The organism is Endozoicomonas sp. ALB091 (genome assembly GCF_049310265.1).
GTDB lineage: Bacteria > Pseudomonadota > Gammaproteobacteria > Pseudomonadales > Endozoicomonadaceae > Endozoicomonas.
Map to the genome: position 1 here is coordinate 294664 of NZ_JBLYNQ010000007.1, position 24054 is coordinate 318717.

Annotated in this window: 14 protein-coding genes; 6 read left to right on the forward strand and 8 right to left on the reverse strand. The window is 50.2% G+C overall.

The window, feature by feature from the left end; genetic code table 11:
* Positions 1–2: 2 nt before the first annotated feature.
* From ACO6UX_RS13430 to rpoE, 5 genes are all read right to left on the reverse strand, one after another.
* Positions 3–1445 carry a DegQ family serine endoprotease gene (locus ACO6UX_RS13430; RefSeq protein WP_422448364.1) on the reverse strand — a complete coding sequence of 481 codons (1443 nt, stop codon included), beginning with the start codon at positions 1443–1445 and terminating at the stop codon, positions 3–5.
* Between the two features lie 123 nt (positions 1446–1568).
* Positions 1569–2033: a SoxR reducing system RseC family protein gene (locus ACO6UX_RS13435; RefSeq protein WP_422448366.1), complete on the reverse strand. Its 465-nt coding sequence runs from the start codon at positions 2031–2033 to the stop codon at positions 1569–1571.
* Positions 2034–2143: 110 nt separating this feature from the next.
* A complete protein-coding gene (locus tag ACO6UX_RS13440; protein WP_422448368.1) occupies positions 2144–3145 on the reverse strand; it encodes a MucB/RseB C-terminal domain-containing protein in 1002 nt (333 codons plus the stop codon).
* A gap of 4 nt (positions 3146–3149) precedes the next feature.
* On the reverse strand, positions 3150–3875 hold the full coding sequence (locus ACO6UX_RS13445; RefSeq protein ID WP_422448370.1) for a sigma-E factor negative regulatory protein: 726 nt from the start codon (positions 3873–3875) through the stop codon (positions 3150–3152).
* Between the two features lie 38 nt (positions 3876–3913).
* Positions 3914–4501: an RNA polymerase sigma factor RpoE gene (rpoE, locus tag ACO6UX_RS13450; RefSeq protein ID WP_101746214.1), complete on the reverse strand. Its 588-nt coding sequence runs from the start codon at positions 4499–4501 to the stop codon at positions 3914–3916.
* A gap of 581 nt (positions 4502–5082) precedes the next feature.
* Here rpoE and nadB point away from each other — a divergent pair.
* Positions 5083–6708: an L-aspartate oxidase gene (gene nadB, locus ACO6UX_RS13455; protein ID WP_422448372.1), complete on the forward strand. Its 1626-nt coding sequence runs from the start codon at positions 5083–5085 to the stop codon at positions 6706–6708.
* Between the two features lie 84 nt (positions 6709–6792).
* Here the strand turns inward: nadB and ACO6UX_RS13460 are convergent, their stop codons facing one another.
* Entirely contained in the window at positions 6793–7260 is a 468-nt protein-coding gene (locus tag ACO6UX_RS13460; RefSeq protein WP_422448374.1) for a protein YgfX, read from the reverse strand.
* Positions 7232–7498 carry a succinate dehydrogenase assembly factor 2 gene (locus tag ACO6UX_RS13465; protein ID WP_422448376.1) on the reverse strand — a complete coding sequence of 89 codons (267 nt, stop codon included), beginning with the start codon at positions 7496–7498 and terminating at the stop codon, positions 7232–7234. Before ACO6UX_RS13465 ends, ACO6UX_RS13460 begins: the two co-directional genes overlap by 29 nt.
* Before the next feature lie 122 nt (positions 7499–7620).
* On the opposite strand from ACO6UX_RS13465, the gene ACO6UX_RS13470 reads away from it, so the two are divergent.
* The gene (locus tag ACO6UX_RS13470; RefSeq protein ID WP_422448378.1) at positions 7621–8667 is read left to right on the forward strand and encodes a YgfZ/GcvT domain-containing protein; all 1047 of its coding nucleotides are present in this window, start codon (positions 7621–7623) and stop codon (positions 8665–8667) included.
* Between the two features lie 56 nt (positions 8668–8723).
* Here the strand turns inward: ACO6UX_RS13470 and ACO6UX_RS13475 are convergent, their stop codons facing one another.
* Positions 8724–14531, reverse strand: coding sequence for a response regulator (locus tag ACO6UX_RS13475; protein ID WP_422448380.1), 5808 nt, complete (start codon positions 14529–14531; stop codon positions 8724–8726).
* Positions 14532–14664: 133 nt separating this feature from the next.
* Between ACO6UX_RS13475 and ACO6UX_RS13480 the strand changes: the two genes are divergently transcribed.
* From ACO6UX_RS13480 to recD, 4 genes are all read left to right on the forward strand, one after another.
* Positions 14665–14952: a hypothetical protein gene (locus tag ACO6UX_RS13480; RefSeq protein ID WP_422448382.1), complete on the forward strand. Its 288-nt coding sequence runs from the start codon at positions 14665–14667 to the stop codon at positions 14950–14952.
* A gap of 79 nt (positions 14953–15031) precedes the next feature.
* Positions 15032–18343 (forward strand): exodeoxyribonuclease V subunit gamma, encoded by a 3312-nt coding sequence (gene recC / locus ACO6UX_RS13485; RefSeq protein ID WP_422448384.1) that lies wholly within the window; start codon positions 15032–15034, stop codon positions 18341–18343.
* Positions 18340–22050 carry an exodeoxyribonuclease V subunit beta gene (gene recB / locus ACO6UX_RS13490; protein WP_422448386.1) on the forward strand — a complete coding sequence of 1237 codons (3711 nt, stop codon included), beginning with the start codon at positions 18340–18342 and terminating at the stop codon, positions 22048–22050. The genes recC and recB overlap by 4 nt, the downstream gene beginning before the upstream one ends.
* Positions 22044–24047 carry an exodeoxyribonuclease V subunit alpha gene (gene recD / locus ACO6UX_RS13495; RefSeq protein WP_422448388.1) on the forward strand — a complete coding sequence of 668 codons (2004 nt, stop codon included), beginning with the start codon at positions 22044–22046 and terminating at the stop codon, positions 24045–24047. Before recB ends, recD begins: the two co-directional genes overlap by 7 nt.
* The last annotated feature ends 7 nt before the right edge of the window (positions 24048–24054 follow it).

The following is a 24054-nucleotide window of genomic DNA, read 5'->3' on the forward strand; positions in this document are numbered from 1 at the left end:
GATCACCCCTGTAACCGGAAGGTGATGTAGCCGGGATTCCCACCGCGAATAACCCGCATTGAAATTGAGCGGTTCCTGGGCAGTTTGGCTACCACTTTTTTGAATTCCGCTACCGTTGTCACACTGCTATTATTCAGGTCCGTGATAACATCGCCCTGACGCAACCCAATGGAACGGCCAGCACCCCGGTTAACTCCAATCACCACCAGCCCCTGAACATCCTCATCCAGGCGCAGCTTACTGCGATAATTCTCATCAAGCTCAGCTACCTGAACACCCAGAGGGTTTTTATCAGAAGGCGTCTTATCTCCCCTATGTTCAGGGGCACCACTGTTTTCATCCGGCAGCTCACCCACTACAACATCTACGGTCTTGCGCTTGCCATTGCGGATATATTCAAGCCTGGCTTTTTCGCCGGGTTTTATCACCCCCACCGACATTGGCAATACGCCTGAGCTGCTGATGACTCTTTCATTAAATCTGACAATAATGTCGCCGGGATGAAGCCTTGCCTTATCAGCCGGACCACCGGGAACCACCTGACTGATCAGCGCCCCCATGGGTTTTTCCAGACCAAACGATTCGGCAAGATCCCGATCCACATCCTGAATGGCGACCCCCAGCCATCCCCGGGTGACATAACCCTTCTCTTTCAGTTGATCAACCGCCCACATAACATGATCAACCGGTATGGCGAATGACAGCCCCATAAAACCGCCAGAGCGGGTAAAAATCTGGGAGTTAATTCCGATGACTTCGCCATTCATATTAAACAGCGGACCACCCGAGTTACCCGGATTGATAGGGACATCGGTTTGAATAAACGGGACATAGGAGTCGCTGGGCAGGCTTCTATTCAGAGCGCTGATAATGCCTTTGGTAATCGAGTATTCAAAATTAAACGGAGACCCAATTGCTGCTACCCATTGACCAGATTTAACACTCTCGGAATCACCAAGTTTAACGACGGGCAGACTGCGGTCATTGTTAATTTTTAACAGCGCCAGATCCGAACGCTTATCGGCACCGATAAGTTCTGCAGAACGCTCACTCCTGTCACTGAGTCTGACAATAATCTGATCAGCACCTTCGATAACATGGTTATTGGTCAGAATGTAACCGTCTGACGAGATAATAAAGCCAGAACCGAGTGACATCGGTTGAGAACGTCCGGAAGGGTTTTCATCAGGCAGCGGGATACCAAAGTAACGGCGGAAAATTTCAGGAATCTCCTCCCCGCCCGGCCCATATATTGACGGTCTCGCTTTTGGCGTGGCCAGAGTACTGATATTCACTACCGCTGGTGATGCCTGTTCAAACAATGCCGCAAAATCTGGCAGCCCGGAACCCCTGACTGAAGCATTTGCCAGTGTTGCGTAAAACAAAAGCAGGGAAAACCCAACGTTATAAAGTGACTTTTTGCAGAGAAAAAACACCCTACTCATATTATGTTTTCTCCAGTATTCGACTATTGAAAAAACTCACCGGAGCCATACGCTCCTGCGATATTATTTATAATTACGTGATAACAAGGCGACCCGGCAGCATCAGAAATAAAACAAGAAAACTCATTCCTGCCTGGAAGAAAGCGTTCGCCCGGAGGAGCTGCCTGATAACGACAAATTGTCAGAGGGTAATACCCTTACCACATCAACACGGCACATATCAGCTGACCTCTTCCCAAATAACCTTACTGCACCAAAGCCACATGCCAGGAGCAAACCAGCTGAGACAAGCAGCAGCCAATCTGCTGCCCCCATTACAGAGGACAACCAGATGCCAGCCATCATAAGCAGAAGCGGGAAGAGATAAATCAGAAAAGAAGCCTTTAACAAGGAGCCTTCCGGAATACCGACCACAACCATGTCACCCTCTTTCACTACCCAGGGACAAAGCGCTTTGATATATGAAAAGGATGAGCCGACCCTGTACTTTTCAAAGAGATGCTGCCCACAACCATTTCGGGCACTACAGCTTGAACAACCGGATTGTCTGATGGTTTCAACCCAGACAAAACCACGCTCTACAGCCACAACTCGTCCCTGCTCTTCTATCATATTCCTGAAAACCTGATATAGATCGGTAACGAAATAATACAAAAAAAACCAGTCTTCCAGTCCAGTAAACTTACTTGATCATTACATCAAGGCTTCATTTTTACCGGACGAACAGATACAGCCACCCTTTCTGCCGTACCCAGAGGAATATCACCAACAACCGTCACATGGAAGTACTGATTACCCTCTCTGTAAATCTTTGAAACCGCCGAAAGAGCACCGATTTGTTCAGAAGCCTGACTTAGTACCCTAGTATCATCCTGCTCAACAAAGACAGAGAAACTGGCAATTCCATCAGAAAAAATCAAAGCATCTACATCGTGCTTGCTGACCGGAGAAGGACGGACGGTGCTGTTTTCCAGCACAAAGCCATCAGGCAGCCAGCCCGTTTCCCATTCCGGGGGCACATCAGGTTTCTCTGAGTGTTCCGGGTTGCTTTTTAACTGAATAGTTTCATCGACACCGGAGGGCTTGCGGTCCAGAAGTGCCAGAACATCATCTGACAGCTGACCAATATTCAGGGAAGTGAACTGCAGTCGCTCAATGATTTTACCCTGATCATCAACCAGCACTGATTTCAGCAACAGTGAGGATACCCGATCAAGCCATAGCTGATAGCCATAACGGAAACGATCTTTCGGCAGCACAAGCAACAGCACGGCTTCTCGACCAGCAACGCGGTCAATACCTACAATTTTCAAGTCATAGAAACGCTCAGATACACCAGACTGGAACTTGCTTACTACCGGCATCAATGAACCATGCTGAAACCTGGTCACCCCTTCGTGATAACTGGAAAAGAAAAGTTCATTTCCGGAGCGTATGACTTCCCGGGGAGCACCATCCAGATAGAGAATGCGTTCTTTTTCCGATATATTCTCAGCTTCAGCCTGATGAACAACACTTAATGTCTGCAACTGTGCTCCCTGCTGATAAACAAACTCTCCCTGAAAGCTCAGACTTTTGGCGGAAGCAGCCATTCTTTCAAGCAGGTAACCTGCATCGGGTGATGTTTCCGCAGACACAAAGCCACTGACAAAAAAACATAGAACCAGTAACTTTCCGGTAATCCATTGCATCTGTTTCATAAATTTATTGGTTGTCAAAACTGGTCAATCTGGCAAATGACAAAATACTCTGGCCACTTCCCATTGCAGAAAGCTCTGCATGCTGAAGTGCATAGGCATGAAAACGCTCCCTGGTTGCCCTGTCAGCAAGACTCTGGGCATAAGCAAGTTGTTCAGGGGTAATACCGTCATGCTGCCTTGAGTTGTACCCGGCACGAATACCCAATGCACCGTAATCGTTATGACCCGATTGCGCCAGCTGCACTGGCTGAGTCAGGGTAACCGGTTCATTTTCAGCCAGAACCTGCAAATCAGGAGACGGATTACTGTTTCTGACCCCGACAACAATGGCAAAAGCCACCGAGGCTGCAACCGCAACCTTACCCAAAGAAGCCCATACATCCTCAAAAAAGCGACCGGGTACGGGACTGATCGCGGAAGAACCTTTTGTTTCAGAGACATTCTGCGCACCGGTAGTACCGGCCTCTTCCTGCTCTATGGCATTCATCACGCCCCTGGAAATATCGACATTGGCAAATTTGCTGCTATTACCACGGAGTGTCTCACCAATCAGCTGATAACGACCCGCAAGCGCCCGGAGGTCATCGTCCTTGCCGATGCTATCAATCACTCGACGCAATTCCAGCTCACTGGCCTGCCCATCCAGAGAAACCGATAAAGATTCTTTCAAATGTTCTCTGGCACTGTTTTGAGAACTCTTTTCACTCATAGACAAACCTCTGGTATTCATGCCGACCTTCACTCTGTCGCACATGAGTTAAACCCTGTTTAACCACTTTGCCCTAATAACGGTCTGATCTCACGATCAATGGCTTCACGAGCCCTGAAAATTCTGGACCGTACAGTACCTACCGGGCAATCCATAACATCGGCAATTTCTTCATAGCTGAGGCCATCAAACTCCCTCAACATTACTGCTGTTCTCAGTTCATCGGGTAAACGCTGAATGACATCATGGATAACCTGCTCGATTTCATTACAGTACAGGTTGCGCTCAGGGGTATCAACGACCCTCAAGGTAGTCGCTGTTTCCAGGAAGTCTGCATCATGAACATCGATATCAGACTCTGGCAATCTTCGCCCCTTGGATACCAGATGATTTTTGGCTGTATTGACAGCAATACGGTACAACCAGGTATAAAAAGAGCTGTCACCACGAAACTTATCCAGTGCACGGTACGCTTTTATAAAAGCCTCTTGCGTAACATCCTGAACTTCCTGAAAGTCACTGAGATAACCACCAACCAGCCCAAGAATACGGTGTTGATATTTAATAACCAACACATCATAAGCTCTCTTGTCACCCTGCTTTACACGATCAACCAACTGCTGATCAGTATCCGGACTATCAACCATTCAGGCATCTCCACCCATGCATGGCAGGAACACCATAAAAGGCACCATCGTGCAATAAAGGGTTTAGCTCAGCAGCAAGTATATAGACCATCAAAATGAAGAAAAGTTCCTGATATTTTCAATTTTTTACTTCAAAAGGTATCTGTCCACCACAACCCGGTTTATCCGGGTGTTGTAATTATATTGGAAAACCGACAGGTTATTTTTAGCACGTCAACGACACTACAGTAACTTCCAGACATTCTATATAATGCCCTGACAATGAACATTCCAGGTACCCGGCTGGCCCGGTGGAGAAAATACACAGGTCAGACAAGTTTACTCGGGCCTCTTGATTCAGGTCAGCAGCAATTTTAACATCGACCCGTAAAATAGCCTCTTTAGCCCGATGCACATAACCAGTAACTGTCATTAATCATACCGATAAATAGCTAAGCCACTCAATAAAGAACTCATCATGTTACTTATCCAGACATGTACAGTTCCACAGGCTAGCACATTAAAACCACACTGCATGCATTTTCCTGTGGATTATAGGAAGGATAAAAGATGTCGGAGTGACTTGATGACCGGGGAGCCTTATGCAACAGCCCTATAATTACGATGTAATCATCATTGGCTCTGGCGCAGCCGGACTGACCACGGCACTGCAGCTGCCTGATGATGCCAGAATAGCCATTTTCAGCAAAGACTCATTAAGCGCTGGCTCAACCTATTGGGCGCAGGGAGGCGTGGCGGCGGTATTGGACCAGACCGGTGACAATATCGACCAGCATGTGAAAGACACCCTGACCGCAGGCGCAGGCCTGTGTAACGAGTCGGCTGTTCGACATATCGTGGAGAATGGCAGAGAGAGTATTGAGTGGCTGATCAGCCAGGGCGTACCATTCACACCGGACCATACCGCTGACCGGCCCTTCGACTACCACCTGACACGGGAAGGTGGGCACAGCTCCCGCAGAATCATTCACTCCGCAGATGCCACTGGCCGGGCTATTTCAGACACCCTACTGGAACAGGCAAGGTTAAAACCGAACATAGACCTTTACGACCATCACCTGGCTGTAGACCTGATCACCACCAGCAAACTGGAACCTCAGATTCACCAGCATGAACCGCGCTGCGTTGGTGTCTATATACTTGACCTTCTATCAGACCAGGTGCATGCCTTCAAGAGCCGCTGTACCGTGCTTGCCTCCGGAGGTGCCAGTAAAACCTACCTTTATACCAGTAACACCGATGGTGCGTCCGGAGATGGCATTGCCATGGCCTGGCGGGCAGGCTGCCGGGTTGCCAATATGGAGTTTAATCAATTTCACCCGACCTGCCTCTACCACCCAAATGCCAAGTCATTTCTGATTTCAGAAGCCGTTCGTGGCGAAGGCGGCCTGCTCAAACGAGCCGATGGCAGCCGGTTCATGCCAGACTACGACCCCAGGGAAGAGCTGGCTCCCAGGGATATTGTGGCACGGGCCATTGACCATGAAATGAAGCGTTTGGGGTCAGACTACCTTTACCTGGATATCAGCCATAAACCGGCGGAGTTTATTCGCTCTCATTTTCCAACCATTTACGAGCGTTGCCTCAGCTACGATATCGACATCACCAAAGACCCAATCCCTATTGTTCCTGCTGCCCATTACACCTGTGGTGGAATACTGGTTGATAAAAACGGTCAAACCGACGTACAAGGCCTTTTTGCCGTTGGTGAGTGCAGTTTTACCGGCCTGCATGGTGCTAATCGGCTGGCCAGCAATTCACTGCTGGAGTGCTTTGTCACTGCCAAAAGCTGCGCCCGGATGATACGCGATACCATTGATCAATACCCACAACCACCCTCTCTGCCGAACTGGGATGAAAGCCAGGTAACAGATTCCGATGAAAATGTGGTTATCTCTCACAATTGGGATGAACTTCGCCGCTTTATGTGGGATTACGTGGGTATTGTCCGCACCACAAAACGTCTGCAAAGAGCAATGAATCGCGTTGAGCTGCTCCAATCGGAAATTCATGAGTTCTACAGCAATTTCAAAGTCAGCAATGACCTGATAGAGCTGCGCAACCTTGCCCAGGTATCTGAGCTGATTATTCGATGCGCCATGGCCAGAAAAGAGTCCCGCGGTTTACACTACACGCTGGATTACCTTCATACGAATCCTGTTCCTGAAGACACGATTCTGGTTCCAGAGAACTTCAGGGGCTGTTGACGTTTTATCGATGCTCAGCGTATCCAACCCTGGTGAATACCTCCATGTACTTGATAAAGGCAGGTCGAACACGATGGGCATAAACTATATGTGCCCCTCGCCCTTGCCACCAAACAGAGAGTGAGACTCAAGCATCAGCCTCAGCCTGAAACCATGCAGCTCAACCGGGTCAGCACTGTCTGGAAACAGAATCAGGCAGGAAGGGTGCGGCTTACCCTCAACTCTCAACTTAAAGCAAATCAATATTGAGGTGACAACAATCTCACCCTCAGGCCAGGCGCGATACCAGGCACCGGCAAGATTCACTCGCCACTGATCTTCCAGCAAACGAATTACAGAAATACTGGTCGGAAGACTCTGAGCAATAAATTGAAGGTAGCGTCGATAGAAATGCAAGGCGAGAACCATGGCCAAGGCAAACTTGACAACAGGCCAGACTGAACAAAGCCACAGTGCAATACAAGCTGCACCATGGCAGATAAGCATCAAAACAAGGTGGTAACGGGAACTTCTTACATTAACTTCACAAAGACTCGCCTTTGTAGCGCCCACGCTCCAATACTCTGTCAACCATGCAGCTAAGAGCCTGATCTTCAGGCCTTGTACCACTCATAAACCAACTGAAGAGGTCCGGATCTTCACACTCCAACAGGCGAACATAGGTTAGCTGATCAGCTTCACTCAGCTCAGACAGCGCCTCCCTGGTAAAAGGTTCCAAAAGCACGTCAAGCTCAAGCATCCCACGACGACTTCGCCACTGCAGGCATTTCAGCTCATTTTCACCCAGCATCTTAGAATAACTCCTATTATGGATTTTGCCGGTTATTATACCTTTAAATTCGCAGCAATAATCTTCTATTATGCCAGCAACTATTAAATGCAATTGCGGCAACCAGATAACAAGGTAATCAGATGGCCACCGACTGGAAGACCTATTTAACAACTCAGGGCGCTGTTTATAAAGAAGAGCGGTTGACAGGCTTTGCCAAAACACCACAGGCACTGGATGAAAATTCTGTCTCAGTACTCTCTGGCCACAGCATTATCAAAATCGATGGCACCGATCGCCAGAAGTTTTTGCAGGGACAGATTTCAACACATATACTTCAGCTGGCTGCTCATCATTACAGCACCGGGGTGGCATGCTCCCCTAAAGGACGGATGTATACCAGTTTCAAAATCATGGACAATGGTGAAGACTACCTGTTGACCATGAACTCAGGTCTGACTGAAACCACTCTCGACACTCTGAAAAAGTACGCGGTTTTCTTTAAGGTTAATCTCACCAGTCAATCAGAGCACGTGGTTCTCGGCCTGTCCGGAGCCCATATAGACACCCTGCTGACCAATATTTTCCCCGACTCATCACTTCCAGAGCAAAACGAAGTTATCAAAGTCTCCGGCAATGGCTACCTTATAAAAGCCGCTGGTGTCAGGACTCGCTATGAGCTTTGGCTTCATCAGGATGACCTTCCTCTTTTATGGCCAGAACTGACCAAAGAGCTTACACCTGCAACGGAAGATTTCTGGTCGTTACTGAATATTGAGTCAGTCATTCCAGAGCTTTGCCAGGAAACCATCGATAAATACATTCCCCAACACCTCAATCAACCCTCCCTTGGCGGGGTCAGCTTCAGAAAAGGGTGCTATACCGGGCAGGAAATTGTGACCCGAATGCAAAACCTTGGTCAGCAGAAAAGCCGGTGTTACTGGTTGAGTCTGGAAAGCGCCGAACAACCTGACATTAACACCCGACTTTACAGCAGTAATGGTAAACCGGTTGGTGAAGTCATCCAGCGTGCCTGCAATGTCGAAAACGGCAACATTGAATTACTGGCGGTTATTCGGATTGAAGCGGCTGAAGCCAACGATGTCTTTCTGGATGCAGAAAAAAGCCATCAGCTGCAGGTTCATGAAATACCCTATGCAATAGATCCAAAGGCCGAACTGCAAAAATAGTCGCCCCAGCCAATGCCACTCACCCAGAGTCATGACTCTGGGTGAGTGGCAAGCTATCAGCTGATTTTCTTTTTGATTTCCACCAGCACCCCATAGGCTTCGTCAAAGTCGTAACTGATAACCGCATCCTGAAATAACGTCAGCTCTTTGTGGTCAATCTGATCATTCAGTCCATGAATAAGCGTTGGCAGCAGAGAAACCACATCCACATCGCCTTCACTGAGCTTTTGCTCCATCTCATCAAGCAGTTCATTCAGCTCACCAACGGCAATAGCCCCCTCCCCGGCGGGTTCCAAACCTTCTTTTACCGGAGGCAAATGTTCAAGGCCTTCCATCACCTGTTCAAAGGCCAGCACAAACGAGTCCATCAAGCTGTTGTCAGGCATTTCAAATTGTCTGCGTAAACTATGCTCAAGTTGAGCAGCCTGATCATGCAGGCTGCTTGCCCCTAAGTTACCGGCAACCCCTTTCAATGCATGCACCAACTGGCAAGCCTCATGCCATTTGCCGGTTTCCAGAAGCCCTTCTAATTGGATCAGATCTTCCCGCTGGCCATGATAGAAGTCTGTCAAAAGCTTTTCATAAAGCGCCCGGTTGCCCTGAAGCCTCTGCAAACCATCGTCTACATCTATTCCCGGCAGTTTCAGGCAGGACGTATTCTCTGATGCCTGTGGCAAAGCAACAGTCTGATGCACATCGGTTTCTCCTGCCTGCAACCAGTGACGCACCATCTGCTTGAGAGCAGCAGGACTTAATGGCTTGGAAATATGATCATTCATTCCAGCCTGCAAACAGCGCTCCCGATCACCGGTCATGGCGTGTGCAGTCATGGCAATAATTACCAGCTTATCCTTGCCAAGCTTTCGCCTGATCTTCCGTGTTGCCTGATACCCATCCATTTCAGGCATCTGAATGTCCATAAAGACCAGGTCAAAGTCTTCGTGCTTCACCCGCTCTACTGCTTCGGCACCGTTCGTGACCATGACGACCTCAAGCCCCATGCCCTGTAACAGCTCACGGGCAACCTGCCGGTTGATTTCATTATCCTCAGCCAGCAGTATGCGGCCTTTAGGCATAATCTCGCAAAATCGAGCTTCTTCGATGATTTCAGTTTTCGGATTATTCTGACACTGCAACAGGCGCAAAATAGTCTCTATCAAAACGCTGTGATTGACCGGTTTAATCAGAAAAGCATCCACTGTACCTGAGGCTTTTGCCATCAGCTCTTCCCGACCATAGGCCGAAACCATCATCAGTTTGGGTTCCGGGGCAAGATTGAGTTTATGAATGCGTTCTGCCAGTTCAATGCCATCCATATCCGGCATTCTCCAGTCAAGCAGCACCAGAGAAACGGCCTTATCAGCACCGGAATTCTTCTCTTTCAGCAACGCCAGCGCTTCGTCACCATGGTTACTTTCCAGGGTTTCGCACCCGGATGTTTGCAAATGACTGATCAGAAGTGCTCTTGCTGTCGGGTTATCATCCACCACAAGCACACGAACCCCGGCAAGTGACCGCTCCAGAACCTGAGTCTGATGGGCAACACCCAGTTCAACGGTAAAACAAAAAGTACTGCCCTTGCCGGGCTCTGAGGCAACAGAGATATCCCCATTCATCATGTACACAAGGTTTTTACAGATAGCCAGCCCCAGCCCGGTACCACCAAACTTCCGGGTTGTTGACCCATCAACCTGAGAAAATGACTGAAACAACTTATTCTGCTGCTGTTTACTGATACCAATGCCCGTATCGGCCACCGAGAACTGAAGTCTGACCACATCCTGCCTGCTGCTGACCAGTCTGACAGACACATTGACTTCGCCTTCACTGGTAAACTTGAGGGCATTATGGGTCAGGTTGATCAGTATCTGCCCAAGCCGGAGCGGATCACCCCGCAGATGTCTGGGCACATCCGACTGAATATCGTAAGTCAGTGTCAGGCCCTTTTCCCTGGCCTTGATACTGCTGAGGTTATAGACGTTGTCAAAAACGCCCCCAAGGTCAAATTCAATATTTTCCATATTGAGTTTGCCTGCCTCAATTCTTGAGAAGTCAAGAATGTCGTTGATGATACCCAGAAGGTCATGGGCAGATGACTGAATTTTACTGATGTAATCCCGCTGCTGATAAGAAAGCCTGGTTTCCTGAACCAGATGACTCAAGCCAATAATGGCATTCATCGGCGTACGGATCTCATGGCTCATATTGGCCAGAAAATTACTTTTTGCCTGATTGGCCTGATCAGCCACTTCTTTCGCCTTGCGCAACGCTTCTTCAGTCTGTTTTCGATCGGTGATATTGCGCCCGGAAGCAAAGAGGTACCCTTCTCCCTCATACTCCATATAGTTCGCAGTAATCTCCACTGGAAAAACAGTGCCATCGGATGTTTTTCGCAGCGTTTCATAGGTCATACCTTTTCTCAGCTCCAGCTGCTCCCAGAGCTTTTTCCAGGAACTCCGGGTAACCGCCGGGTTAATGTCCATGATGGACAGTTTCATCAACTCTTCCTGGGAAAATCCCAGGGCTTTACAGGCAGACTCATTGACATACTTGTGGTAACCATCCCTCCTGAACCAGTGAATATGATCACCGGCACTATCGAGGGAGAAACGGGCCATCGACAGCTCACGTTCCCGTTCAATCTGGTGAGTAATATCCACGGTTGTACCAATGACCCGAAGGGGTTTCCCCAGCTCATCCCTGAACACCACCTTCCCTTTGCTGCGAACATTACAATAACTGCCGTCTTTCCTGCGGATACGGTAAACAAACTGAAACGATTTATCGGAAGTCTCCAGCTGTTGTTCAAAAAAATGAATGGTGGAAATTTTATCCTCTGGATGAAGCTGCTGTCGCCAGGTCCTGATATTGCCCAACAGTTCCCCGGGCTGGTAACCCAGCATGGTTTGATATCGGGGGCTTAAATACATGTTATCCCTGAGGACATCCCAGTCCCAGAGACCATCGGAAGCCGCATCCATTGCCAGCTGGTAACGTTCCTCACTGACTCTTAAGGCATCTTCCGCATGTTGACGATCACGGGCAACCGCCACCAGCTCACCCATTCGATGCAGCAAATCCATTTCATGGATATAGACCTGATATTTTTCCGGCGTATTGATCAATCCAATACCACCCACCACACGACCAAACAGCAACATAGGGGCATAGACCGCGATGGAAACCCCCAAATCATCCAGAATGGCAGCACCTTCAAGGTCCCCCTTCTGCAATATTTCATCACGAATAAGAATGTTGCCCTGATGTTTTTTCACCTCGCCATAAACACCGGAAAAGTCATGGTCAAACAGTGGCTCAAAAGCTGCGGGATCAGGATCAGGTCGGCATGACCAGTAATGCTCAATACGGGCCTTGGGCTCCCAGGAGAAGATGCAGACGGCTTCAGCGTTGAGATAGCGCCCAAGCCGACTCAGAAAATAGTCATTGGCCCGATGCACCGGCTGGTCCATGAAATGCCTGGAAATATCACTCAGCAGGCGGTCCAGTTCGGAACGAACCCGCAGCCCTTCTTCTGCTTTTTCACGGTCAGCAATCTCGATGGTTAAACGACGATTCCAGTAAACAATGAGAATCAATGTCACCAGAATCAATACCAGACCAATAAACAACTCTTTATTAGGCCGCCACATGCCTCCCTGAATCGACAGCCAGCTGCTTTCAAGAGCCTCCCGGTCTTCCGGAGTAATGGTATCCACCGCTTTTTCCAGGATAGAGGCCAGTTCAGGAGAGTTGTTTCTTGATGCCATACTGAAGTCATAGTTAAAACCCGCTTCAGCAACCACCTGCAAGTTGGTTATTTTCATGCGCTCTATTTCATAACTTGCAGAAGCCAGGTTGACCACTATGGCATCAAGAACTCCACTGGCAACCTGATTCAAGCCTGTGGCAATATCCGGCATCTTGACAAAATTGATACCCGGGTAGTTCTGTTGAAAGATTTCATAAGTGACATAACCTGGCGTAAAACCAACCCTTTTCCCATTTAAATGGCCCGGAGAACGGATGCTTTTATCGGAATCACGGGCGAGGATCACGGCCGGCACACTGACAAATGGTTTGGTAAAATTCAGATAACGGCTGCGCTCTTCCGTTTTCTGTAACATCGCAACGGCATCAACATCATGGCGATAAGCCTGAATCAAGGCATTGGTCCATACGGGGTCCTGATGAAGCTGAAAGGTGATGCCCAGCCTGTCTTCCAACAGCTTGAGATAAGCTATGGTCATTCCCTGCCATTGCCCTCTTCTATCAATATAAGAAAATGGCGGTTTATTATTATCAACCAGAACACTGATCACCGGATTTTCAGCTAACCAGCGGCGCTCGGAATCACTCAGTTCAACCACTGAGCCGCTGTGGCGAAAATAGCGATCTCGACTACTGATAATCCAACGGTTTTCAATGGCACGGTACTCATCCGGTGTGATGGCCCGAAATCCATTATTCAACTCCGGCAATAAGTCTGCCGACCTGTTCAGCAAAAGGCCGGCCCCAACCGCCTCATTCAGATTAAAGTACTCGCTGGAGTTCACCTCCCCCACCAGACCATGGCGATTCAGGGCAGACCGGACAATCACCGGTTCGCCAAGAAATGCATCTATTTCTCCGGAGAACAGGCTCTCAATCATCTCGGAGACAGTACCATGTTCAATGGGATAAGCATCCGGCAACCAGCGCCGGACGAACTCCTCAGGGCTTGAAGAACCGATCACACCCAGCTTTTTACCATTTAAATCCGCCCCGGGATCACCCAGGTTGCTGTCAGGGCGAAAGTAAATTCGGGTATTCAATCCATAGTAAGGATTTGACAGCGCCATCCACTGGCTTCGTTCCATCGTCGGAGACACGGCAGCAATAACGTCGACCTTACCTTTTTGCAAAGCAGCTATGTTTTCACCAATAAGACCCACTCTGAATTTAATCAGTGTTCCTGTTTTTTCTGACCATAAGTTCCAGATATCAACAAACAGGCCTGAGGGTTTACCCAGTGCATTGATAAAAGACAGCGGGGAAAGGTCGGTCTCCAGGGCAACGACCAGACTTTCAGGGTGACAATGCGTAAACCTGAACAGCTCTTCAATAAGATCTGCTTTGTCCTGATCAGAAATTTTCGCCACCCCATGCTCAATAACACGCACAAGATCCGTTCGACCCGGGGCAACAATGGCCTTGACTTCAACGGGTGGCAAAGGCGTTGGCACCACCTGAAATTCATCTTTAACACCCAGATTATGCAAGTAGTAGCTCAAGCTTGAACGACCGCCAAGTATCGCGTCGATCTCACGTTTGGATACTGCTGTGGCCATAGATGAGCCTGAAGTGAAGGGCACGACAACAGCTTCTGCATTAAAGCTTTTGAGGCAGGGCTGACAGTTATAACCTTTGATGTAGCCAACCCGGAGTTTCGCAATTACCTCCTCAAAGCTGCTTATCTGACTGCTTTTTCTGACAAAGAGAACAGGAACAAACGAGTGAATCGGTACACTCTCCAGACCGTTCTTGCGCAACTGATCCTCCATGCCCGGTGGCAGGTAAGCCAGAACATCAACTTCAGACCCCTTAAGCTGGGCCTCAATTTTTTCCGGAGAAGACACCACAAACTGGATATCAACGTTGCTTTTTTCCGACCACAGTTCCCAGAGGTCATGAAACACACCGTCGGCCTCTCCCTCGCTGTTGGTAAACATCCAGGGCGCATCATCGGCAAAATAAGCAATTCTGATCGGCTTTTTATTACCCTCTGCATAAAGCCCCGTGCTAATGGGCAATATCAGGAAAAACAGCAGGAGTGATATCAAAGTCCGGGAAATCGTTCGGGAATAACGGCTCAGTGCGAAGGGCATAGTAATTCGGGATAAGTCAGGGAACCGGAAAGCGGGCTTATCTTACCCTGTATCCAGACAATCAACTATCAAAGAAAAGGTAAATTCGGTTATTTGCTAAAATAAGCGTGAGAATAACTATCAGGTAAATACCATGGCAACCGAACAATTTTCCACCGAACAACTTGATGCCAGTAAAAAAGCCATTGCCCGGGCTAAATCATTGATGGATTCAATGAAAATGCTGAAGAAAAAACTGCACCTCAGTGAAGGCTGCGGGCAACGCTTCCTGCAAAAGACCAATCCTGACCTCGCGCTGTTACAAAAAGCCGAACAGGAAATTAATCAATCCTACAGCGGCAAACCGGGGAATAGTCGGCCGACCAGCTCAAAAAATAAAACGGGGTTGTTAAACAATATTCTCCGCAGGGGACAGGCCTGAGTTTCCACCAATCCGGTTGACAGCACGGTGGATAGCGCCGACAGTAGCCTTATCTATCGGTTAATGACGACGTTTCCCTGTGCTGACCATATACCATTCCAATCATCTGGATGTGCTTAAAGACCTTCTGGTCGAGCTTTTTCGCCAAACCCCTCCGAGCAACCCCCTGGAAGATGAACAGATTCTGGTACAAAGCCCCGGAATGGCCCAGTGGCTCAGACTGGAACTGGCGAAAGGGCTGGGTATAGCTGCCGGTGTCAATTTTCCTCTGCCGGCCAGTTTCCTCTGGCAAATGTATACCCGCATCCTGCCGGACGTTCCACGCCGATCCGCGTTCAATAAGGAGTCAATGACCTGGAAGCTGATGGATCTCCTTGACTCCCTGAAACACGACCCGGACTTCTATTCATTAACCCAATACCTGGCGAGTGATGATGACGACATTCGGAAATTTCAGTTGTCCGGAAAAATTGCTGATATTTTTGACCAATATCTTGTCTATCGCCCTGACTGGATTCTGGACTGGGAACAGGGGAATGACACCAGCACAATCACCTCTGACCAGCCCTGGCAGCCCAAACTATGGCGTGCCCTGGTCTCAAGAACAGCTGAACTGGAACAATCCCCCTGGCACAGGGCCAATATGCACCACCGCTTTCTTGAGGCTATGGCCAATAATGATTGCAGCTCACAGCTGCCACTGCGGTTGTTTGTCTTTGGTATTTCTGCCCTGCCCCCGCATTTTGTCGAATCCATCGAGGCAATGTCCAGCCAGTGCGATGTGCATTTAATGGTCGCTAACCCCTGCCAGCACTACTGGGGAGATGAACGGGACCCAAAATATCTGCGCAAGCTGGCAGCCCGTAAACTGCTGGATCAAAAGAAGCAGCAGGATAAAGGCTGGTTCAGTAAAGAGGGATTGTCTCTGGACAACCTGGACGCCATTGGCAATCCGCTGCTGGGCTCAATGGGCAAGCTTGGCAGAGACTACTTCCACCAGCTCCACGGCCTGGATGCGTTTGATATCGATGTCTTTGTCAGCGATCACAAGGATACCCTGCTGGGCAATCTGCAAAAGGACATCTTCGAGCTGCACGACCGGACAGCCCAGGGCCAGAAAACGGCGATGCCAAACGATCAGTCCCTGCAATTCCATAGCTGTCATAGTCCACTCAGAGAGGTGGAAATACTGTATGACCATCTGCTTGATATGTTTGAACAGAACCCGGAACTGACCCCCAAAGACATTGTCATCATGCTACCGGACATCGACAGCTATACCCCGTGGATTCAAGCCATATTTGGCAGCATGGATGACCAGCGTCGTATCCCATGGGCCATTTCAGATGTCAGTGCAAAAAACGAGCACCCTGTCCTGTCAGCACTCCTTAAACTGCTGGAGCTGGACAAAAGCCGCTGCTCCGCCCCGGAGCTTATGGAGCTGTTGGAAGTGCCCGCCATTCAATACCGTTTCAACCTGACCACCGGTGACCTGGACATTCTGAGACAATGGACCCATGAGTCAGGTATACGCTGGGGTTTAACCCCTGCCCACCAAACCCGGTTTGACCTGCCAGAGCTGCAGGCTAACTCCTGGTCATTCGGGCTCAGAAGGATGCTGCTGGGCTATGCCATGCCGGAAAATACCGGCGTCTATGATGATATTTTGCCGATGGATGCGGTTCAGGGCATGTCTGCAGTGCTGGCAGGCTATCTGGCCAGTTTTATTGATAGCAGTGAGCAATTACTCAATGAACTGGATAACACACGAACCATTGAACAATGGATCCAGTTCACTCATCAGCTGCTGGATCGCTTTTTCCTTACCCGCTCGGAAGAGGACGAAGCAGCGCTCACACTGGTCAGGAATACCCTGTCTCACCTCTATGAACAGCTGCAGGAGGCAGGGTACCAGCAAACATTATCACGCAGAGTCTTTATCAGTTATCTGACCGAACGTTTGACTCAGGAGCGCAGCAGTCAGCGCTTCCTCGCTGGCCAGGTCAATTTCTGCACATTAATGCCCATGCGCTCCATCCCGTTCAGGGTTGTCTGCCTGCTGGGTATGAATGACGGTGCCTATCCCCGCAGTATTGCCCCCGCCGGATTTGACCTGATCGCCCGCCATGGCAGGCGTGGTGACCGCTCACGTCGGGTAGACGACCGTTACCTGTTCCTGGAGGCTCTGCTGTCTGCCCAGGATACCTTATACATCAGCTATGTTGGCCGACGGATACAGGATAACAGTGAGCGCATACCTTCCGTACTGGTCACCGAACTGCTCAACTACTGCGAACAGGGTTTTGACCTGAAATCAGAGCAGCTGGTTATCGAACACCCTCTGCAGCCGTTCAGCCACAGAAACTTCTTGAATCAGCCTGAGTCAGGCCAGCGAGGGCACACTTTTCACAGTTACATTAAAGAGTGGTTACCGGCAGCCAGTCGCACTGAAGAAAGGCCAGGCCAGTTTATTCAGACGCGCCTGCCGGATGAAGAGGGAGTTAACCTCAATGACGTTGAGCTTGCCGAGCTGTTGAGATTTTACAGCAACCCCAGTCGCTACTTTTTTAATCGCCGCCTGAAAGTCTATTTCTCCGTTCAGGACCAAGCCCTGGAGGAGACCGAAACATTCGCCATGGAGCCGCTGGAGAATTACCAGCTGAAAGCCGGGATTCTTGACAGTCTGATTAACGAAGAAGCCCCTGAACGTCTTCTCAGCCGACTGCACTCTTCCGGCAAGCTGCCACACTCCGCTTTTGGCCAGATTCTGCTGGATGAGCAGATAAAAGACCTTACCCCAATGGCTGACCGATTAAGCCTACAGTTGGAAGATAGTGCTGACGACCGGGAAGTGAACCTGCAGCTCCCCCACCTCGAACGCCAGCACCCTCCGGTGCATCTGACCGGCTGGCTGAAAGGCTTCTCTGCGTCCGGTATGCTTCGCTACCGCCCCGCCAGTTTTAAAGGTAAAGATCTGATCAGAAGCTGGATTGAGCACCTGTGTCAGTGCACGACCGAAAATCCAACCGTGACCCGGATTCATGACCCGGAGAAGGAGCGCCTGTTGCCGGTCATCCCAAAACAGGAAGCAGAACAACACCTGTCCACACTGATCCATTACTTCCAGATGGGTCAGAACCTGCCGCTGCCCTGGTTCCCGGAAACGGCCTATAGCTGGTTAAAGGCCGATCCGGATGATAACCCGGACAAGGCAGAAAAAGCCGCCGAAAAAGCCTTTGCCGGGGATGATTTCCATGTGCGGGGAGAGTGCAGTGATGACTATATACAGCGGGTCTACCCTGAGCTGACGCCGGTATTTACTGAAATGACCAGCCTTACCAGAGAGATTATGGCTCCTGCGTTTGACTGTTTGCAGGAGGAACAGCCATGAGCCAGTCAACAGCCACTGACCAGAACCACCTGGTTCCGGAAACACTAAACCCACACGCCCTGCCACTGCACGGCGTCCGCCTGATCGAAGCCAGTGCCGGCACGGGCAAAACCTATACCATTGCCAATCTCTATCTGCGCATACTGCTGGGCCATGGCAGCGATAAAACACAACATGAAACCCCGTTAACCGTTGATCAGATACTGGTGGTTACCTTTACCGAAGCGGCCACCGGCGAATTGCGGGATCGTATCCGGGCCAGAATTCACCAGACCCGCGATGACTTTATTGCGGGAACATCCAGCGACCCGTTTATTCAGCAGCTGATTGAGGATATGGATCAGCCAGAACAGTGTCAGGCACTGCTGCTGGCGGCAGAACAACAGATGGATGAGGCGGCGATTTTCACCATCCACGGCTTCTGTCAGCGCATGTTGAAACAGCATGCGTTTGAAAGTGGCACACTGTTCTCCAGTGAGCTGATTACGAATACCGAGCCCATGTTGCAGCTGAGTGCTGCGGACTACTGGCGCCGGCATTTCTATCCCCTGGAAAAACCGCTGGTGAAACTGATCCGCAACCTCTGGAAAACACCCAACGACCTGCTGAGTCATTTGCGCAGCTGGCTGCCCCTGTCAGATCTGAAACTGGCCGGAGACCAGGTGCCGGAATCCATGGAGGAGTTCAACAGGGTCTATCTGTCATCCGCCAGTGAGTTGAAGACACTCTGGCAAAACGATCAGGACACCATCGCCGACCTGTTGCGTAACTGTGGCCTGCGCAAAGACCGCAAACCGCTGAAGCGTCTTGGCCAAATGAACAGTTTTCTTGCCTCTGACGATCTGATTCCCAATCTGGAAAAAGACAGTTGGGAGATCTACGGCACCGAAGTGTTACAAAAGAGCCTGTTAAAAACCGGCAAGCTGCCCGAGCACCCGATTTTCCGGAAAATTGATGAATTCCTGGATTTGCCACTCTCTCTCAAGGAGGCGCTTCAGGGCCTGATTACCCGGGATGCACTGCAACATATCAAACACCAGCTGACACAATTGAAAGCCAGCCGCTATCAACTATCCTTTGATGACCTGCTGACCAACCTGGCCAATGCGCTGTTTCCTGAAGGCAATCTTGAAGGCAATTGCGAAGAGAAGGCCGGTGACGGCGAACTGCTGGCCCAGGCGATTCGCAGCCAGTATCGCATTGCCATGATTGATGAGTTTCAGGATACCGACCCTCTCCAGTATCGCATTTTCAACAAGATCTACATGGAAGGCGGTGACCCCGGCGTCGGCCTGTTTATGATCGGCGATCCCAAACAGGCCATCTATGCCTTCCGTGGTGCCGATATCTTCACCTATATGCAGGCCAGGGAACAGGTACACAGCCATTACACGCTGGCTACCAACTGGCGTTCAAGCGATGCCATGGTGTCTGCGGTGAATACGGTATTCCAGCATTCACCGTCCCCCTTTATCTACAACGACAGCATCCCTTTTGAACCCGTTCACCCATCACCGGGTGCCGCACAGAAGCGCCTTTATCATGAGGGAGAAGCACTACCGGCAATGACCCTGTGGCTGCAGCAGCCCGTTGATGGCCCCACCATCAATGCCGAGCGCTATCTGGATACCATGAGCCAGGCAACCGCCACCGAGATCAACCGCCTGCTCACCGCCGCAGACCGGGGAAACTGCCAGATTCACAACGGCGACCGGCAAACACCTCTTCAGCCCGGTGATATTGCCGTACTGGTTCGCAGTGGCCGCCATGGCCAGAAGATTCGTGAGGCCCTGGCCGCACAGAATATCGCCAGTATCTACCTGAGCAACCAGGACTCAGTATTTGCTGCACGGGAAGCGTCTGACCTGGAAAAAGTCCTTCAGGCCTGCCTGCAACCCACCAGCGAACGGGTGTTGAAAGCGGCGCTGGCCACCACGCTTTTCCATCTTGATGCCCGGGCCATGGATGCACTTAATGTGGATGAACAAGCCTGGGAAAGCGCGGTGGAAGAGTTCACTCACTATGGCGAACTCTGGCAGAAAAAAGGCATCCTGCCCATGTTACGCCAGCTTGTCTTCCAACGGAAAATCGCCGAACGACTGCTCTCATTCCAGGATGGGGAACGGCGTTTGACCGACCTGCTGCACCTTGGCGAGTTGCTGGCGGCCGCCAGCCTGGAACAGCAGGGATCATCCGCCCTGGCTCGCTGGTTTTCCGAACAGGTCATCAGACCTGATCAAAACGCCGATGATCAGCAGCTGCATCTGGAGAGCGAGCGGAACCTGGTCAAGATCATTACCATTCATAAATCCAAAGGGCTGGAATACAAGGTGGTCTTTATCCCCTTTCCATGCCATCTGCGTAAAGCGGAATCCCCCCTGTACCATGACCCGCAAACCAGTGAAACCTGGCTGGCATTAACCCCCTCGGAACAAGCCTCAGCCCTGTCAGAAAAAGAGCGTTTGGCGGAAGACCTGCGCCTGCTCTATGTTGCCCTGACCCGCTCGGTGTACTGCTGTTACCTGGGCATGGCACCCTACAAATCGGGAAAAGCCGGTAAAGAGGGTAAAACTGACCTGCATCAGAGCGCGATTGGTTATTTGCTCAACCAGGGCTCAGAGATCATCAGTCAGGATCTGAACCTGTCGCTGGAGCAAGTGGCCGGGCAATGTGATCATCAACAGATCATGGTTTCTGCACCACCAGCCGACACTCTCCCACCCTATGCTCCAGTGAATACACAAGAAGCGTCGTTAAGCGCACGGAATTTCACAGGAAATATTGAAAGAAACTGGTGGACCACCAGCTACTCGGCACTTTCACGGCATGCATCACATCGCGCTGAGACACCGGCCGTTGCCAGTAATGAATCGCCAGGGTTTGATACTGATGCCATCAATGAACAACATACGGCCCCGGATAACCCGCAGTCTGAAGCCAACCCTTTAAGCCTGTTCAACTTTCCTAAAGGGGCTCAACCGGGAACGTTTATGCACAGCCTGTTTGAAGAGCTGGATATGAACGCATTGCGCTGTGCAGACAATGACGCCTATCTCGACAGCTTTCTGGTCGATAGCCACGCCCGGGCCGGTTATGGCGAAGAGTGGCTGCCCGCTACCAAAGGTATGTTGTTAACTTGCCTCAACGCGCCGCTGGATAAAGACAATCTTCGCCTTATAAATCTGCCAGATTCCGCTCGACGGGTTGAAATGGAGTTTTACCTCCCCATCGAACAGCTTAATCCCCAGAGCCTTAACCAGCTGATTGCTCAACACGATTCACTGAGCGCCAGGGCCGGAGAGCTGCAGTTCCACCGTATGAAAGGCATGCTGAAAGGCTTTATTGACCTGACCTTTGAATATCAGGGGCGCTGGTATGTGCTCGATTACAAATCAAACTGGCTGGGAAATAACATCAGTGATTATTCCAGGGAAGCCATGGAGAAAGTCATGATAGAGCATCGTTACGATCTGCAATACCAGCTGTACTCTCTGGCATTGCACCGACTGCTCAAACAACGTGTACCGGATTATGACTATGACCGGCATTTCGGTGGCGTTATCTATCTGTTTCTGCGCGGCGTGCAGATGAATGATCCTGAGCAACACGGCATATTCAGCCACAAGCCCTCCTTCCAACTCATTAATGGTCTGGATCAGCTGTTCCGTGGTAAAGATAATCAAAAAGAGGAGCTGATAAGATGTTAAATCAGCTGCAGATACTGGAACAACAGGGGATTATTCGAGCCCTGGATTACCAGTTCGCCAAACTGATCCACTCCTTGAATCCCGATCCATTGCTGACTCTGGCCGCCGCCAATGTCAGCTTTGAACTGGGCCAGGGCAATGTCTGCATGTCTCTGGCATCGGACTTCAGCCTTTTTGGTCTGGATGGGCAGGAATGTTCCGAACTGATGGATACCGTTGCCATTCCAAAAGACCAGTGGCTAACCCGCCTCAAACGGACTCAGGTTGTGGGTGAAGGCAGTGAACCAACACCCCTGGTTCTGGATGATGGGCGTCTCTACCTTTATCGGTACTGGCAATACGAACGCAGTGTCGCCGGTTTTCTCAACAGCAGAAGCACCGAAACACTGGATACCGATGAAGCCCTGTCGATTTTGCAGAGACTCTTTAACAGGGATTACCACTTTGTTCTCCAACAGTGTAAAGGGAAGTCCGAAGCCGCTCAGAAAGCTGAGCTTATCAAGTGGCTGGATATTGAGTCCGTTGATACGCTTGACTGGCAAGCCATTCTAAACTCGGTTAATCATTGCGCTGATACCGATACCCTTGATTCATTGATTCCCGAGTCGGCGTGCCTGAACTGGCAGAAAATTGCTGCGGCACTGGCCGCCAGTCGCTCGTTTTCCGTGATCAGTGGAGGCCCGGGAACCGGCAAAACCACAACCGTTACCCGACTGCTTGCCTTGCTTACAGAGCTGGGCCTGAAACGCCAATCCCCTCCGGACATCAAACTGGTTGCCCCAACGGGTAAGGCAGCAGCTCGTTTAACCGAGTCCATTGGCGGCGCACTGGCAAAAATAAACTGCAGTGACACGGTAAGAGAAAAGATCCCGACTCAAGCCGGAACACTGCACCGTTTACTGGGCGTCATTCCCGGAAAAACCGGTTTCATCCACAATAGAAACAATCGGTTGCACCTGGATATTCTGGTAGTAGATGAAGCTTCCATGATTGACCTGCCACTGATGAGCCACCTGCTGGAAGCACTGCCAGATCATGCCCGGTTAATTCTGTTAGGTGACCGTGATCAGCTTTCGTCAGTGGAAGCTGGCAGTGTCCTCGGTGATATCTGTGCAGCCGCCAGCTTTGGTTACTCAAATGAACAACGCAATCTGCTGGAAAAGTTAACCGGACATGATCTTGCTAAAATGGAGCCTGCACAAACCAGGACAAATCTTGCCGTTTCCGACAGCCTTTGCCTGCTGCGCAAAAGCTACCGCTTTGATGCCCATTCCGGTATAGGGAGTCTGGCCAAAGCCGTAAACAACAATGACCTGCGATCTCTGAAGTCGGTATTTACCTCAGGCTTTGACGATATTGAGCGCTTTTCCATCGCCGGGGACTCTGATTATCAGCAATTGATACAGCAGTCCGTTGAATCCTACCGACACTACCTGGAACTCATTCAACTGACATCAGCACCTCACCATATTCTTGATGCCTTTAACCGGTTTCAGGTGTTATGTGCCTTGCGGGAAGGCCCCTACGGTATTTCAGGGCTGAACGAAGCAATACAAAAAGCCCTGCAAGAAAAAGGCCTGATCGACGTGACTGGACAATGGTATGAAGGCCGCCCCGTTTTGATCACCCGCAATGATCACGGGCTTGGCCTGTACAATGGTGATATCGGGATTACCATCAGAGGCCCTGATGGCCAGCTCCGGATCGCTTTTCAGTTGCCCGATAAACAGGTCCGGCAGTTTCTACCCAGCCGACTTCCTGAGCATGAAACCGTGTTCGCCATGACCATTCACAAAAGCCAGGGTTCTGAGTTTGCGGATGTTGTCATGGTGTTACCGGATAAAGACAGCCCGATCATCACCCGTGAGCTTGTCTATACGGGGATTACCCGGGCCAAATCCAGACTTACGCTCTTCGCCGAAATGGATATCCTGATCAAAGCTGCAAAGTCGCCCACCAAGAGGCAGTCGGGCCTTTATCAGCGGCTGGTTCAATAACAACCAA

Excerpts from the sequence above, each read along its gene's own strand:
- ACO6UX_RS13430 (WP_422448364.1), bottom strand. The coding sequence starts at position 1,445 with ATGAGTAGGGTGTTTTTTCTCTGCAAAAAGTCACTTTATAACGTTGGG.
- ACO6UX_RS13440 (WP_422448368.1), bottom strand. The coding sequence starts at position 3,145 with ATGAAACAGATGCAATGGATTACCGGAAAGTTACTGGTTCTATGTTTT.
- ACO6UX_RS13445 (WP_422448370.1), bottom strand. The coding sequence starts at position 3,875 with ATGAATACCAGAGGTTTGTCTATGAGTGAAAAGAGTTCTCAAAACAGT.
- rpoE (WP_101746214.1), bottom strand. The coding sequence starts at position 4,501 with ATGGTTGATAGTCCGGATACTGATCAGCAGTTGGTTGATCGTGTAAAG.
- nadB (WP_422448372.1), top strand. The coding sequence starts at position 5,083 with ATGCAACAGCCCTATAATTACGATGTAATCATCATTGGCTCTGGCGCA.
- ACO6UX_RS13465 (WP_422448376.1), bottom strand. The coding sequence starts at position 7,498 with ATGCTGGGTGAAAATGAGCTGAAATGCCTGCAGTGGCGAAGTCGTCGT.
- ACO6UX_RS13470 (WP_422448378.1), top strand. The coding sequence starts at position 7,621 with ATGGCCACCGACTGGAAGACCTATTTAACAACTCAGGGCGCTGTTTAT.
- ACO6UX_RS13475 (WP_422448380.1), bottom strand. The coding sequence starts at position 14,531 with ATGCCCTTCGCACTGAGCCGTTATTCCCGAACGATTTCCCGGACTTTG.
- ACO6UX_RS13480 (WP_422448382.1), top strand. The coding sequence starts at position 14,665 with ATGGCAACCGAACAATTTTCCACCGAACAACTTGATGCCAGTAAAAAA.
- recB (WP_422448386.1), top strand. The coding sequence starts at position 18,340 with ATGAGCCAGTCAACAGCCACTGACCAGAACCACCTGGTTCCGGAAACA.
- recD (WP_422448388.1), top strand. The coding sequence starts at position 22,044 with ATGTTAAATCAGCTGCAGATACTGGAACAACAGGGGATTATTCGAGCC.